This is a genomic window from Clostridium sp. AF34-10BH, assembly GCF_003478095.1.
GTDB classification, from domain to species: Bacteria; Bacillota; Clostridia; order Lachnospirales; family Lachnospiraceae; genus Acetatifactor; species Acetatifactor acetigignens.
On record NZ_QUEC01000003.1, the window covers coordinates 1 to 14,858 of the forward strand.

Sequence of the window (14,858 nt, forward strand, 5' to 3'; positions counted from 1 at the left end):
TTTTTTTAGACATAAACCAATAAAATATAACACAAAATGCTAAAGCAAACACAACACCAAAAACATTTTGAATCACTCTAAGACTAACCGCTCCTTGTAGTCCATAAGTCTCTGCAGCAATGGCTAAAGCACCAAATGTGTTAAATACTGCCTGCCAGCCATATTGTGCTGAAAATCCTACACCGATTCCACCAAGAATTCCTATATATGCATAGATTGACGAAGGAAGCAGAAAATATAATACTGTAAAACATATAACACCTGCAATATTTCCGACAATCCTTTTACGGACTCTGTAGTGCATATCTTCCATAAACGGCAAAATCGCGGACATGGCCGCAATACCAGCCCACATTGCACGTGGCATATTACAAAGTTCTGCAATGCAAAGGACAATCGGTACGCATAAAATCTGACATATCTGCCATTTTGTTCTGGAAGAAGTGATATCAAATTCTTGTATCAGATCTTTCAGATTTCTTTTATAAGTTCTGTTTTTATGATTTCGATAAAATACGAAGCAGGTAAGTGCTGCACCTAAAGCCATTCCGACTAATCGCATCTGATAGCTTTTTCCCGTAACATCATAACCATATAGCAGTAGATACCCAAGAACCAATGTAGATTGATTAAACATGAATGGATTATGGCATCCGAACAGAATCAACACAGCCAGTGCCGCAATATTTAACAGCATTCCCAATACCGGTGAAAACTGATTTGCTAAATGCGGACATACAGTCATAATTACAAAGAACAAAGCCAAAAGCATCGTAGATTGTCCGATGTGGATCCCCAGATCCGCATTTCTAAACACCATGAGACATAATAAGACTACTACACCTACAATGCTGTTCTCCTTTCCAAATAGGATGCTGAAAATACTAACAAAGAAAAAACAAAATGCCATTGTAACAGCTATCTTCACCAGATATACCCACATATGATATAATTTTTCTTTTAGTGTTTCACTCTTTTTCAACAGGTTTTTAGAACCTGCCTGATTTAACTGCAACTCCTGATAAAATGTCATATAAATCCTCCCATCTTCTAATTTATCATAAAACTATATAATCTCATCTTTCTGCTTTGGCAGCTCTACAACAAATCTGCATCCACCATATTCACGGTTTTCTGCTTTGATTGTTCCTCCGGCACTATCTACAATCCGTTTTACAAGTGCAAGACCCAGGCCATTTCCTTCTGCTTTATGAGATCCATCTACCTGATAGAACTTGTCAAATATTCTGGATTTTACATCATCCTCTATTCCTGGTCCTTCATCTTCCAGAATGAACTTAACAGAATCCTGTTCTTGTTTCAGAAACATCGTAATTGTCCCCTTTGAAGGACTGAACTTAATCGCATTATCCAAAAGATTTATCCAGATATGCATAAAAAGTCCTTCATTCCCAGTATATTTAACTTCCTCCAATTCTACCTGAAAACCAATTTCTTTTTCTGTCCATTTTGTTTCCAATGAAAGAAATGCCTGGCGGATCTGTTCATCCAAACGATATTCTGTTTTTTTCATTGGTATGTTCTGATTCTCTAACTTGGATAACAGCAAAATATTTCCAACCAATCCGGAAAGCCTTTGGGTATTAAACAGGATTTTTTCTACATATTCCTCTTGCTCCTGAGACAGTTCCTCTCCCTGAAGAAGCATTGTATACCCTTCAATGGCATTGATCGGGGTCTTAAACTCATGAGAAACATCAGATACAAAATCCATCTGCAGCACCTCTGTTGCACGAAGTTCTTTTGTCATAACGTTAAAACTCTGATAAGATTCTCCAACTTCTGCTATACGGCTGTTCGTTTCCAAATGCTGTTCAAAATCTCCCCGAGAAACTTCCTTCATTGCTTTACTAAGTCTGGTAATTGGTTCCAGTAACTTTGCATTAATAAAGGAAGTGATCAGCCCTGCAATCAATGTATTGAAAATCAAAAGCCAGCCAAGCACAGGTATGCTGCCCGGCAGATGAAAAAAATGATTCAAAAAAGCAAATAATAAAGCAGATATGACTGTTGAAAATACAAGTGCCAGCCAGATTGCACCAGTCAGACAGGATCGGATCCGCAATCCTTTTTCTTTCTTTTGTTCCATTATTTTTTCACCACCTTGTATCCAATTCCACGCATTGTTACGATTTCAAAATCAGGGTTATCTTTCAAACGCTCTCTGATTCTTCCTATATGTACCTCTATCGTATGTGGGTCTGCCTCCGTCTCGTATCCCCATACTTCATCCATCAACTGTTGTTTTGTAAATGTTCTGCCTGGCGAAGCTGCAAGCTTATATAAAAGCAGGAATTCTTTTTTAGGCAAAACAAGACTTTCCTTATCAGTTATAACCGTCATTGCATCATAATCAAACTCTGTTGAACCGATCACAATTTTGTGTTCATTCAGTATCTGTGCACGGCGAAGCAGTGCTCCGACTCTTAAAACCATTTCATTCACATTTACCGGTTTTACCATATAATCGTCACTTCCCGAAAGAAATCCCTGGCGCATATCATCAAAGGAACCTTTCGCAGTGATCATAAGTACCGGTATCTGATATCCTGCTGAACGGAGTTCCGACACCAGTTCATAACCATCCATAACCGGCATCATAATATCGGAAATGATCAGATCAATATACTCTTTATCCAATATTTCTAATGCCAGTGCTCCATCCGATGCACTTTTGACCTGATATCCATTCTTCTCAAGCACTTTTTGGAATAGCTGGCTTAATTCTTTATCATCTTCTACAATCAATATTTGAAACACGATCTTCTTCCTCCTTTATCAGAACAGATATCTTGCCCATCCAAGCAGATGCTGTACCAAAAGTATGTTTCTCTGACGCTTCTTTGTCAATTCAATTGGCTCTACATGATACGGATCACGATAGGTTCCATCTTCCAATACCTGTCGGGACACTCTTTCATATTCCATCATGCCTTCTTCCAACTGTTTATTAATCTCTTTGCTACGTATTACAAGCATCAGTTCCGTATCCAGATACGTGCTTCTCATATCCATGTTAAAGGAACCGATTACGGATAGATCATCATCAATCAGAATGCTTTTTCCGTGGTAAGAATAGCCGCCTTCATACTCCCAGATATCAATTCCTGTATTTAAAATTCTGTTTCTGTTTCTCGCATAATCAGCAGAACCAAACGGATTTCCATTGTTGGCAACCGAATTGGTCATGATAGAAAAATCCGGAACTCTCTCCGCAATCTCTTTCCATGTATTATACATCATATCATTACAGATAATATATGGTGTATGAATTTTCACGCGCTCTTTTGCATTTTTCATTAGTTCTCCCAGTTGATACCAGACTACTGGTTCCTTGGGACCTGTGTGAATAGGATTTGACACTAATGCAATCTTTTCTGTCTCAAAAGTTTCGTCCGTGTAATCGGTATCGCAGATTCTTTCCTTATTCTCTTCAAAATATTTCTGATAGCCGTTCTGCAGCTCTAAAACTGCGTTCTTTACAGATTGTCTATTTGCCAGTTTTTTATTGTCATGAAAATAACCACTGTCTTCTTGTTCCCATATCGTTTCAAAATACTCTAACAACTGGTTAACTGAATTTTCTTTCTCAGGTTCATCGCAAACCACTAACACGTCTCTGTCATAGTTCTTATGTCCCGGAAAATCACCCAGGAAATAATTGTATGTATTTCTTCCCCCAAGAATATATGTCTTACCATCTGCAATCAAATATTTATCATGCATTCTACCCATCATCTTCCATGGTTTCAACGGATTGGCCTTATTATATAGTTTAATTTCAACATTCTCATGGGAAGATAATCCATAGAAATACGGATTTCCTTCCATATCAATCCAGCTCTCCATTCCATCTACTAACAGACGAATATGTACACCTCTGTCTGCCGCATCATGCAGTGCTCCTAAAATCAATTTTCCACTTTCATCGGATTGAAATGCAAAAGTAGAAAGAATAATTTCCTTTTTTGCATTCTTGATCAAACGCACTCTTTGTAAAAGCGCTTCTGGATTCTTTTCTATGATTACTGCCCGTTCTGTATTTTCACTGCATTCGTTCCATGACCCATTTTTTGTTTCTTTTTTGGTTGTATTGGACACTTCCGGCTGCTTTTTATATGCAACGCAGATTCCGAGCAATTCATAAAAAGCCACACATAAAAAAATTGCCAGTATAACAAGAAGGATTTTACATATTTTATGCTTTTTCATTGTACATCACCTGATTCCTTTTTATTTCATACTTATACAATACAAAGTCAATCTCAATTTAACCTCAACAAGGTTTGTTTTTTCATCCATGCAAAATCTTCTTTGTACAACAGACTGTTAGATATAGCAAAAACGGCCTTTCAAAAACAGTTAACTTCTAAATCAACTGTTTTTTGAAAGGTCGTTTCATCAGATTCTTATAGCAATCCAGCAAATAATCTCATAAATAATTGTCCCAGTCGCAAATATGCACTTCGTCCGGTTTGATATTGGTCTGTCACATCACGACATTCTCCCATCGTTCTTATCAGATCATTTTTTATATCCACAACTGCCTGACAATCTGCCATAAAACAGCCGTTTTCAAAATGGTGATATAAACTTCGATAATCCAAATTAATTGTTCCACAAGTTGCCATACAGTCATCTGCCACACTCATTTTTGCATGACAGAAACCAGGAGTCCACTCATAAACACGAACACCATGTTTAACTAATCCATGATAAAAAGAACGAGTTATATTATAAATGAATTTTTTATCAGGAATACCAGGTGTGATAATTCTTACGTCTACCCCTCGCTTAGCAGCCAGACATAACGCATGCGTCATTTCATCTGTTATGATTAGATATGGAGTCATAAACCAACAATATTTTTCAGCTTTATTTATCATACTGATATAAACTTCTTCTCCTACTTGCTCATTATCCATAGGGCTGTCTGCATAAGGTTGAACAAACCCAGTTTGCTGTGCCGCATAATCATAGTGGAAAAGGTATTTACTAAAATCAGAATCATTAGCATCCTTATCACTTACTGCATTCCACATTTCCAAAAATGTCACCGTAAGCGACTGAACAGCATCTCCTTCTAAACGAATACCTGTATCTTTCCACTGTCCATACGGGTGTGTGTAATTAAAATATTCGTTTGCTAGATTATATCCACCTGTAAATCCGACTTTTCCATCAATAACTGTTATTTTTCTATGATCACGATTGTTCAAAAACAGATTTAAACCTGGCATAAACGGATTGAATACACGGCAATGAATTCCTATTGCCTCCATTTTTTTCACAAAATCTGTGTTAATAAAGCCTATAGAACCCATATCATCGTAGAATACTCTAACTTCCACACCTGCTTTTACTCGCTCTTCCAGAACATCTTGAATCTTATGCCATGCTTCAGCGTCTTCTATCGCATGATATTCCATAAAGATAAACTTCTGTGCTTTCTCCAAATCCTTAAGCTGTGCCTCTAATCCTTTCACTGCTTCATCAAAATACACAATATCCGTATTCTGATAGATTGGATACTGCGAATTTCTTTGTATGTAACTTGCTATATTTCCTGCTTTCGGAATTGTTTCTTTTATTCTGCTCAAACACTCCTGACTGTCCGGAAGCATTGGTAACAATTTGCTATCAATTTCTGCATATCGCTCACGCATTTTATGTGTGCCACCATTCAAACCAATCAACAAATACAGGCCTACACCCATAATTGGGAAAATCAGAATTAAGATGACCCAGGGCATTTTCATAGAGGATGTCTTATTTGATGCGTACAATCCCAAAACCAAGATTCCACTCAAAATCCTTGTAAATAAATTTATGATTTCTGCATATTCATTCAAGCGTGTTACGATAGTAATAATAAAAATCACTTCCAGAAGAATGCAGATTATGGAAAAACACAGCCGTTTTACACCATTTTTTGTTTTTGCTTTGCCCTCTAAAGTATCTTGTTTCATATATATTCCACCTTCCTACTTGCTCAGTTTTCTCCCTAAATTTCGTAGAACATACCAATTTTGTCTTTTATTCTCTGCATTTCATTATCTGCTTCAATGATAGCTCTTGCAGAATGAAGTAATTCTTCACTTATCTCATCATAGCCAGGCATTTCTTCAATTCCTTTTTTATAGCGAAGTTGATGTTCCAATGTTGCCCAGAAATCCATACCATTGGTTCGAATCTGTAATTCTACACGCATAGGTGTTTTACCCTTAGCAAAAAATACTGGTATTTCAACAATCATATGATAGCTTCATTCGATTTTTGATTTTTTATATAATCTTTTATTTCAATAACTTTAATATCATCCTGTTATCCTCCTAAATAGATTGAAATATGTCAATGAGTTTTTTTCTTGGACAATAGTAGCGCACAATTCTTTTATTTTCACTCTTTTTTGAAATAGAACAACACCACAGCAACAACTCAAATCGACTTAAAATTCCAGACTATTCGCATTCAGCAAGAAATACTTCATTCCCATGATGACAAAACCTTCATCATTTCTCCAAGGCTTTTTGCTGCCATTTACAATGACGATCTTCTTGAAAGAGTCCGGGATATTACGCAGAGAATTGAACTCCTGCGTCTGTTTTTCTTCCGAAGTCATGTCATATGCAACCTGGATATAGTATCTCTGGTTTCCTTGATTCACCACAAAGTCAACCTCCAACTGCTTGCGAACACGTTTGCCCTCTTTATCCTTATCGAAGATATCCACGACACCCACATCAACATTGTAGCCACGGATCAACAGCTCGTTATAAACAATGTTCTCCATGATATGAGTAGGCTCCTGCTGTCTGAAATTCAGACGTGCATTTCTCAGTCCCAGATCCGTAAAGTAGTATTTCAGATTTGCACCGATATACTTTCTGCCCTTAATATCGTATCGGCTTGCCTTGGAAATCAAAAAGGCATCTGTCAAATAGTCGATATGCTTGGAGATGGTTTTATTAGCATAAGTCATCTGGCGCTCACTGGCAAAGGTATTGGCAATCTTTGAAGGGTTGGTCGGTGCGCCGATTGCAGATGCAAGCACATCAACCAGAATCCCAATCTCATCCACGTTCTGAATCTTATTTCTTTCAATAACATCCTTCAGATAGACATTTGCAAAGATGTTCTTCAGATAGTCCGCTTTCTGTCGTTCGCTCTGGAAACTTACGATCTGCGGCAATCCTCCGTAGATCATGTAGTCATCCCATGCATCATCATAATCGCCGTCATAGACAGAATAAAACTCTGCAAAGGAGAGAGGGTAGATTCTAATCTCATCACCTCTGCCACGGAATTCGGTCACAATGTCGCTGGACAGGAACTTGGAATTACTTCCGGTGACATACACATCAATATTGCTCATGCGGAGCAGGCTGTTCAGCACTTCCTCAAATTGTGACATAAACTGCACTTCATCAAGAAGCAGATAGTATTTGCCATCGTCTTTCATAGCATCTTTGATGTACTTGAAACACACCTTAGGATCTCTTAGTTCCTCATTTTCAATACCGTCCAATGCAATCTCAATAATATGATCAACATCAACGCCGTTCTCCAGTAAGTATCTCTTAAAGATGGTAAACAGCAAAAAGGATTTGCCACATCTACGAATGCCGGTAATCACCTTTATCATTCCATTATCTTTTCGCAGGGTCAGCTGCTGTAGGTAAGCGTCTCTTTTAATCTCCATCGTTACGTTCCCCCTTTCCGTGCATCTGCACACTTTTTAGCAATGAGATTCTATCACAGAACGACGTGAATTTCAATATACATTCCCATTTTATGTGCATCTACACACTTTTATGTAATGTTGATAAATATATTTTCAGATTTTTTTGATTGCAGTGTCTATAATCGACTACTCCAATCGTTATTATAGGTAAACAACAAAAAGAAGATGGTTTCGATGTTTCATTAAATATGTTCGTTAGTCTTTTACGTTGTATGAATGAAAGGGGGCACATTTTATGAAGAAGATTATGAGTCTTTCTTCTGGACTGCCAGCTGATGAAACTCCTCAGACAAGTATACTCGTATGACGAAGACTGTGAAATACCACATCCGGCAGTCCTTCCCTTATTCTGTAGCTTTATTCATTGTTAATGGCTCGCCTGCTGATATTGCTTTCTGATTGAACGAGGGTTTCCTTTTTTGATTGGGAAAACGCAAATTCAGACAATATATGATGACAAAATCCGCATTCCATCTTTCCATAAAAAATACAGCCCTGCCATAAACAGGACTGTATCATAATACCACTTAAAATTACTACTTATCTTAAGGAGCAGCTCTATGTCTGTATCCCGAAAGAACACAAATTGGCGGAATATTCTCAGCTGAGTCTTTCACAGCTTAACGGTTTTAACTGCCTTCTTCGTGATGAAATCGGTTTCTGGACAAATCTGGTAAAGAGCAAAATGCCAGCATCCCGCTTTCTGATACAGACGGATGAATTTGAGTTTGAAGAATTGGTCAGGACTTCCACATTATTATGTTTTTCCAGCAGTAAAACACCCGGCTCAGAGCAGACTCTGAAAGGACGGAAACGGATTCCCCTAACTGATCCTGAAGTAAATGTTACCTATCACCTGATTAGTTCCGCTATGCTATTTAGACAGATTGAATATTTTCAGGCTATCATTGAAACAGGGAACTTTTATCAGGCTGCTGAAAAATGTAATGTTTCCCAATCAGCTATTTCCCAACAGATAAAAAAGCTGGAACAGGAGCTTGGGGTAAAACTTCTTGACAGACATAACCGGACCTTCTCACTGACACCAGCAGGAGAATAGGTGTAATGGTGTCTTGGCATCCTACGAAGTATATAAATGAAAAACTCTGGGTCACGTTTCCCCTTAAAGGCTGTACGAGTGTAATATTCATCTGCTTGTGTATTTCCTCTAAACAATTCTGTATATCCATACATGGTCATTATGGCTTGGTTGACCTTAGTCTTTGCCAGCCAGACTGTTTTTGTAGATAAGTCACAATTCTTTGCAATCTTTGATATTGATAGTTCCTCTACAAAGCCTCTTAACATTTCTTTCCATGTGTCCTCTGAAAGATGAGTGTATCGAAGACTGTCTCCATAATTTTCAGACCATGAACTATTACAATCTTTACATCGGTATCGTTGCATACCTGTGCTGGTATATCCATTTTTCTTGTAGTTGACTGAACCACACTTGATACAACAATAAACCTTGCTGTTTTCTTTTGACACAGGATGCTTATTTGATTGTAGAGGTGTTGTAGGTTCTGTATTTGATATGTTCCTACTTAGTTGATGATAGAGCTGTTTTTGTTCCTCTGGTGTAAGGTTATCTAAAATATCTTGCAGTTCTTTATTGGTGAGTGCCATGGCATGAACCTCCTTGCATAAACAAAATTCATACCCTTAAATGCACCCTATGAATATAAAAAGGCTTCCCAGATTATCTGGAAAGCCTTATGGTATTGTATTTGAATTTGGACTACTTGATTTTCTAATTGCATACGCAATTCGTGAAATGTATAATTATACTGTTGATACATCAGACACACAAATGTAAATAGGGACTATTGTAATATAAAAATATATTAAATTAAAAGGAGCCACTCAACTACATGGCAGATAAAATTTACCGCGTTCCTACTATATATAATGAAATGAAAAAAACAACTGCTCCTCTGACAGTCCGGGTGCCGGGTTCGAAGAGTATCACGAACCGCAGTCTCCTGCTGGCTATGCTGGCAGATGGCGAATCGACCTTGCGCGGAGTATTGTTCTCCGATGATTCCAGGCATTTTCTGCAGTGTGTACAGGATCTGGGATTCGAAACAACAGTGGATGAAGACAGCTACGTGGTCACTGTCAGGGGCCTGGGCGGAAAAATCCCCTGCTCCGATGCTTCCCTGAATGTAGGCAGTGCCGGGACCGCAGCCCGTTTTCTGACGGCTACCCTGGGTGTCTCTGAAGGAATCTTCCATATGGATGCCTCCGAACAGATGCGCAAACGTCCCATGGCTCCGCTTTTATCCTCTCTGAAAGAGCTTGGCTGTGAGATCACCTGCGAAAGGGAAGACGGACATTTTCCCTTTATTCTGACAGCCCACGGGTTCAGACAGGATCATATTTCCATCGATATCGGACACAGTAGTCAGTTTCTCAGTGCCCTGCTGATCGCTTCCACTTTATCCGCGGAGGATTTCACGATCCGGTTGAAAGGTACCCACGGTATGGCTTATATCGAAATGACACGGAAAATGATGGAGCAGTTCGGTGTCAGGGTGGAACATCCCGCCGCAGATCAGTTCCGTATCTGCACCGGTCAAAAGTATCGTGCACTGGATTATCAGATTGAGCCGGATGTCTCTGCCGCCTGTTATTTCTATGCGATGGTACCGTTACTGGGAATCCCGGTCTGTGTAGAGCATGTGCATTTTGAAAGTCTGCAGGGAGATGTGGAATTCCTGCGTATCTTAGAAAAAATGGGATGTACTGCACAGGATACGGAAAAAGGCGTCCTCCTGCTGCCTCCTGCCGGTTTGCCGGACGCCGGATCACAGGCTCCCGCTTTCCACGGTATCACGACGGACATGTCCTCCTGTTCCGATCAGACGATCACACTGGCAGCCATCGCACCGTTTGCCGACAGCCCCACCTGTATCACAGGCATCGGGCACATCCGTTTCCAGGAGAGTGACCGCATCCATGCCATCTGTACAGAACTGACCCGTATGGGCATCCGCTGCGAAGAGACGCAGGACAGCATCACCATCTATCCGGGGACGCCAAAGCCCTGTACCGTAGCCACCTACGACGACCACCGCATGGCTATGGGGTTTGCCCTGACTGGGCTCCGGGCCGAAGGTATCGTGATCGACGATCCCGGATGCTGCCGCAAAACTTTCGAGAACTATTTTGAAGTACTGGATCAGGTGATTGCGAAGATAATCGAAATGTAGGAATAGAATCATCCGTACTCACATAAACTATAAGTGGTTGCGCTGTGTTGCTTGCGAGGTACACAGCCAGGGGAGCCCATGCGTGGGCTCCTTTTTCACGTACAATTCACAAAGCATCCCGATATACCCGCATCACATTTCCCCAGAAAATCCCATCCAGCTGGTTTTCCGTAAAGCCGGCTGTTTTTAGTCTGTCCCACAATACCGGCATTGCCTCCGCACCGGGAAGAGCCGGATTTGTGGGGATGCCGTCGAAGTCACTGCCCAGACCCAGTATTTCCATACCGCCGACATCAGTGATATGTCTTGCCTGCCGTATCAGTGCTTCCCACAGCACCTCTGGATCTTTGCTTCCGCCATCCACCAGAAATTTATCATAATAGTTCAGTCCCATACAGCCGCCCCGCTCCGCCAGTCTGCGGACCCGGTCATCCGTCAGATTCCGGAGGGACGGACATACAGCCCTTGCGTTGGAATGGCTTGCCACGAAGGGCTTCTTCGTACATTCCCATACATCGTCAAAGCCGGCATCCGACAGATGGGAGACGTCCGGGATCATTCCGAGACGCTCCATCTCTGTGACAAAATCGCGGCCGGTTTCCGTCAGACCACACGCCGCATCCCTGCCATCGGATCCACGTATCCCAGTCTCACCTTTCTCCGTCTCTATCGCCGTTGTCGGATTTTCCCCCGCACAGCTGCTCCTCCCGGTTCCCGGTATTTTCTCCTGAACAGATTTCTCCGTTAGTCTCTCATCTACGTCGCCCCTGCTCTGCCCCAGACACCGACGCGTGGCTGGCCACCCCAGTTCATTCCGATAATTCCAGGTTAACGTCAGCATCCGCACCCCCATGTCATACAGTTCCCGTAGCCTCTCCAGACTTCCGCCGCAGACCGCCCCTTCTTCCACCGTCAAAAGTGCCGACAGTTTCCCACAGGCTTCATTTTTCAAAATGTCTTCATAGCACAGTACCGGGACAATCCGGTTCTTGTTTTTCTCCAGCTCCGTCCGGTAGACCTCATACAGAGCACACACCCGCTCCCAGGGTGTCGGTGTGCACTTTCCGATATCCACAAACAGGGCGAAATTCTGCAACAGATATCCGCTCTCCTGCATCCGCTTAAGATCCAGATGGCCGCTGTTTTTCCAAAGTTCCCCGCCCCGGTCCGCCAGTTCGGATATGGTGTCGCAATGCATATCTATGATCTTCATGTTTTCTCCTGATCCCCTATGAAAAAGAGAGCATCCACAGCTCTATGTTCCTGCCATGAATACTCCCTCTTACTTTCTTTGTTCAGTTTATGCTGTTTTCCGCAAAAAATGTCTTAGTTCTCCTGACCCTTTACTGCGAAGCATACGCCGGTGTCATCAGGCTTGTCCTCATCGAACTTGTAGTCCTTGCCGGGCAGTACTGCATTCAGGATAATACCGGTCAGTGCACCAACTGCCAGTCCGGACAGGCTGATGGTGATCTCTCCGATGTGGAATGCGATAGCACCTGCTGCACTGTAGTTGATACCGATGGACAGTACCAGGATCAGAGCGGCGATGATAACGTTACGGCTCTTGGTGAAGTCTACCTGAGTCTCTACGATGTTACGAACACCGACTGCAGAGATCATACCATACAGTACCAGAGATACACCACCACAGGTAGCAGTAGGCATACATCCGATCAATGCTGCTACCTTCGGGGAGAAGGAGAACAGTACAGCGAAGCCTGCTGCAATACGGATAACTCTGGGATCGAATACCTTGGTCAGAGACAGTACACCGGTGTTCTCACCGTAAGTGGTATTTGCAGGAGCGCCGAACAGGGATGCAATAATGGTAGCCAGGCCATCACCTAACAGCGTACGATGTAATCCGGGCTCCTTGATATAGTTGATACCAACAGTGGAAGAAATAGCGGAGATATCTCCGATATGCTCTACCATGGTAGCCAGTGCGATCGGCATAATGGTGATCACGGAAGTAATTAACAGAGAAGTGTTACCATCGGACAGTGCCCAGAAAGCAGTCTCATTCCAGTGGATGGGAAGTCCGATCCATGCAGCCTCCGCAACGGGTGCGAAATCCACACGGCCTAAGATAGCTGCCAGCACATAAGAACCGACAACACCGATGATGATCGGAACGATCTTCACCATTCCCTTACCCCAGATATTGCAGATCACTACCAGTGCGATAGCAACCACTGCGATCAGCCAGTCTGCGGAACAGTTGTCGATAGCGGACTGGGACAGGGTCAGACCGATGGCAATGATGATGGGGCCGGTTACGATGGGCGGGAAGAAACGCATTACCTTGCCGGTACCGAAGATCTTGATTAACAGGGATAATACCAGATACAGCAGACCTGAGCAGGCCACGCCGAAGCAGGCATAAGGAAGCAGTGCGGAATTGTCCGCTCCGTCTGCCATAGGGGCAATCGCGGCATAACCGCCTAAGAATGCAAAGGAAGAACCCAGAAATGCGGGTACCTTTCTCTTGGTCAGCAGATGGAACAGTAAAGTTCCCAGACCTGCAAATAACAGTGTTGTGGAAACATCCAGACCTGTCAGCATGGGTACCAGAATGGTGGCACCGAACATTGCGAACATGTGCTGAAGTCCCAGCAGAAGCATCTTGGGCATGCCCAAGGATCTGGCATCGTAAATGCCGTTTTCGCCGAGTGTAGTCTTCTCGCTCATTTTTCTCCTCCTGTGTCATAGACATGTGAACATGTAACTATTTTTCGTCGCATAAATTCGGGCAGATAGTCCTCTATCTGCCCTCACCTATGTGACTCTATTAGTTACATGATAGCTTTTCACCGTTCTACAGTCAAGAGGAAAATCACTCCACCGCATGCTCTTTCAGGAAATCCAGCCAGATAGGAATATACTGTGCCTTCAGATGCACACCGTCATAAGTATAGGAAGCCACCATTCCACCGGTCTCGTCACAGATCAGCGGATTTACATCCAGGAAAAATATCTTCCGGTCATCCGCCAGCTTTGCGATTTCTGCATTTCTGGCTTCGATTCCTTCGTTGGTGATATAGTCCCCCTGTTCGGAGCGTTCCGTTGTTACTTTCATGATGGCCTGCAGATAGATCACCGCATCCGGCTGCAATTCCTGCAAATGCTGAACCGCTTCCCCGTAAGCCTTCATAAAAGATTCCACCGTACCGGTACCCATTTCGTTGATACCGATCATCAGATAGATCTTGGCAAACTGCTTCTCCGACAAGGCTTCCTCCACCGTGATCTTTTTCTTCTGTCCAGGCACCGATACAATGGCACTGTCGAACATCTTGTAGACTGTCAGTCCGGTGGAAGCATAAAACGTGGACGTCTCCTCCAGTCCGCCGTACTCATACATGCCTACCGTCCGGGAATCCCCGATAAATACCGCATCATCAAAATAACTGTCATCCACCGTGTGATAGACCACTTCCTGCGGTATCTCTTCCACAGGAACCGTCGCGGCGGGATCCTGCGTCTCTGTTCCGGTGGTCTCCGGCATTGCGGCCTCTTCTCCCGTAACGGGACTCTGCACCGTACCCATCGTCTGATCCGTCTGGTTCCCGTCACTCACTGTATCTCCGGTCTGTACGTTTTCCCCCGGCACATTGCCGGATACGGATCCCGTTGCATCACTCTGTTCCCCGGATATTCCCGGCCATTTTCCTTCCACCAGCTGCTCCACCAGAAGCACTCCTTTCGTATAGGTCTCCTGCAGCGGTTCCGTATATACCTGCCAGTTATCCGTCCAGGTAAAGAATACAATTCCCGCCAGCAAAAGACATCCCAAAAAGGAGTATTTATGCAATTTTTCCTTCATTTTCGACCAAATATTTTTATTTTCTGCATGATTCATTGCATAATGACCT

11 protein-coding genes and 1 pseudogene are annotated in these 14,858 nt (G+C 42.5%); 2 read left to right on the forward strand and 10 right to left on the reverse strand.

The features are described 5' to 3' along the window. The 7 genes and pseudogenes from DWZ61_RS03145 to DWZ61_RS03175 form a co-directional block, all read right to left on the reverse strand. The coding region (locus DWZ61_RS03145; RefSeq protein ID WP_147354668.1) for an FUSC family protein at nucleotides 1–1,033 on the reverse strand (1,033 nt) is incomplete at its 3' end. Between the two features lie 33 nt (nucleotides 1,034–1,066). Then, a complete protein-coding gene (locus DWZ61_RS03150) occupies nucleotides 1,067–2,110 on the reverse strand; it encodes a HAMP domain-containing sensor histidine kinase (protein WP_118537367.1) in 1,044 nt (347 codons plus the stop codon). Further along, nucleotides 2,110–2,781 (reverse strand): response regulator transcription factor, encoded by a 672-nt coding sequence (locus DWZ61_RS03155; RefSeq protein ID WP_118505714.1) that lies wholly within the window; start codon nucleotides 2,779–2,781, stop codon nucleotides 2,110–2,112. The genes DWZ61_RS03150 and DWZ61_RS03155 overlap by 1 nt, the downstream gene beginning before the upstream one ends. 18 nt (nucleotides 2,782–2,799) lie before the next feature. After that, nucleotides 2,800–4,233 carry a phospholipase D family protein gene (locus DWZ61_RS03160; RefSeq protein WP_118537368.1) on the reverse strand — a complete coding sequence of 478 codons (1,434 nt, stop codon included), beginning with the start codon at nucleotides 4,231–4,233 and terminating at the stop codon, nucleotides 2,800–2,802. Nucleotides 4,234–4,430: 197 nt separating this feature from the next. After that, the gene (gene cls, locus DWZ61_RS03165; protein WP_118537369.1) at nucleotides 4,431–5,990 is read right to left on the reverse strand and encodes a cardiolipin synthase; all 1,560 of its coding nucleotides are present in this window, start codon (nucleotides 5,988–5,990) and stop codon (nucleotides 4,431–4,433) included. Between the two features lie 35 nt (nucleotides 5,991–6,025). Beyond that, nucleotides 6,026–6,345: pseudogene (locus DWZ61_RS03170) on the reverse strand (GTP pyrophosphokinase family protein); the annotation flags it as partial. A 124-nt stretch (nucleotides 6,346–6,469) separates the two neighbouring features. Beyond that, nucleotides 6,470–7,723: an ATP-binding protein gene (locus tag DWZ61_RS03175; protein ID WP_008400146.1), complete on the reverse strand. Its 1,254-nt coding sequence runs from the start codon at nucleotides 7,721–7,723 to the stop codon at nucleotides 6,470–6,472. Nucleotides 7,724–8,636: 913 nt separating this feature from the next. Here DWZ61_RS03175 and DWZ61_RS03185 point away from each other — a divergent pair. Beyond that, nucleotides 8,637–8,825 (forward strand): LysR family transcriptional regulator, encoded by a 189-nt coding sequence (locus DWZ61_RS03185; RefSeq protein WP_118537507.1) that lies wholly within the window; start codon nucleotides 8,637–8,639, stop codon nucleotides 8,823–8,825. 814 nt (nucleotides 8,826–9,639) lie between these two features. Continuing rightward, a complete protein-coding gene (aroA, locus tag DWZ61_RS03190; protein ID WP_118537370.1) occupies nucleotides 9,640–10,980 on the forward strand; it encodes a 3-phosphoshikimate 1-carboxyvinyltransferase in 1,341 nt (446 codons plus the stop codon). 106 nt (nucleotides 10,981–11,086) lie between these two features. On the opposite strand, the gene DWZ61_RS03195 is transcribed toward aroA, so the two are convergent. The 3 genes from DWZ61_RS03195 to DWZ61_RS03205 all read right to left on the reverse strand — a co-directional run bounded on the left by DWZ61_RS03195 (nucleotide 11,087) and on the right by DWZ61_RS03205 (nucleotide 14,845). After that, a complete protein-coding gene (locus tag DWZ61_RS03195; RefSeq protein ID WP_118537371.1) occupies nucleotides 11,087–12,193 on the reverse strand; it encodes a dipeptidase in 1,107 nt (368 codons plus the stop codon). A gap of 113 nt (nucleotides 12,194–12,306) precedes the next feature. Then, nucleotides 12,307–13,674, reverse strand: a complete 1,368-nt coding sequence (locus DWZ61_RS03200) for a uracil-xanthine permease family protein (protein WP_118537372.1) — start codon at nucleotides 13,672–13,674, stop codon at nucleotides 12,307–12,309. A 145-nt stretch (nucleotides 13,675–13,819) separates the two neighbouring features. Beyond that, complete coding sequence (locus DWZ61_RS03205) at nucleotides 13,820–14,845, reverse strand: GDSL-type esterase/lipase family protein (protein WP_118537373.1); 1,026 nt, start codon at nucleotides 14,843–14,845, stop codon at nucleotides 13,820–13,822. Nucleotides 14,846–14,858: the final 13 nt, after the last annotated feature.

What these genes read in the sequence shown, in the direction of transcription:
- DWZ61_RS03150 (WP_118537367.1), bottom strand. Translation starts at nt 2,110, where the DNA reads ATGGAACAAAAGAAAGAAAAAGGATTGCGGATCCGATCCTGTCTGACT.
- DWZ61_RS03160 (WP_118537368.1), bottom strand. Translation starts at nt 4,233, where the DNA reads ATGAAAAAGCATAAAATATGTAAAATCCTTCTTGTTATACTGGCAATT.
- cls (WP_118537369.1), bottom strand. Translation starts at nt 5,990, where the DNA reads ATGAAACAAGATACTTTAGAGGGCAAAGCAAAAACAAAAAATGGTGTA.
- DWZ61_RS03175 (WP_008400146.1), bottom strand. Translation starts at nt 7,723, where the DNA reads ATGGAGATTAAAAGAGACGCTTACCTACAGCAGCTGACCCTGCGAAAA.
- DWZ61_RS03185 (WP_118537507.1), top strand. Translation starts at nt 8,637, where the DNA reads ATGCTATTTAGACAGATTGAATATTTTCAGGCTATCATTGAAACAGGG.
- aroA (WP_118537370.1), top strand. Translation starts at nt 9,640, where the DNA reads ATGGCAGATAAAATTTACCGCGTTCCTACTATATATAATGAAATGAAA.
- DWZ61_RS03195 (WP_118537371.1), bottom strand. Translation starts at nt 12,193, where the DNA reads ATGAAGATCATAGATATGCATTGCGACACCATATCCGAACTGGCGGAC.
- DWZ61_RS03200 (WP_118537372.1), bottom strand. Translation starts at nt 13,674, where the DNA reads ATGAGCGAGAAGACTACACTCGGCGAAAACGGCATTTACGATGCCAGA.
- DWZ61_RS03205 (WP_118537373.1), bottom strand. Translation starts at nt 14,845, where the DNA reads ATGAATCATGCAGAAAATAAAAATATTTGGTCGAAAATGAAGGAAAAA.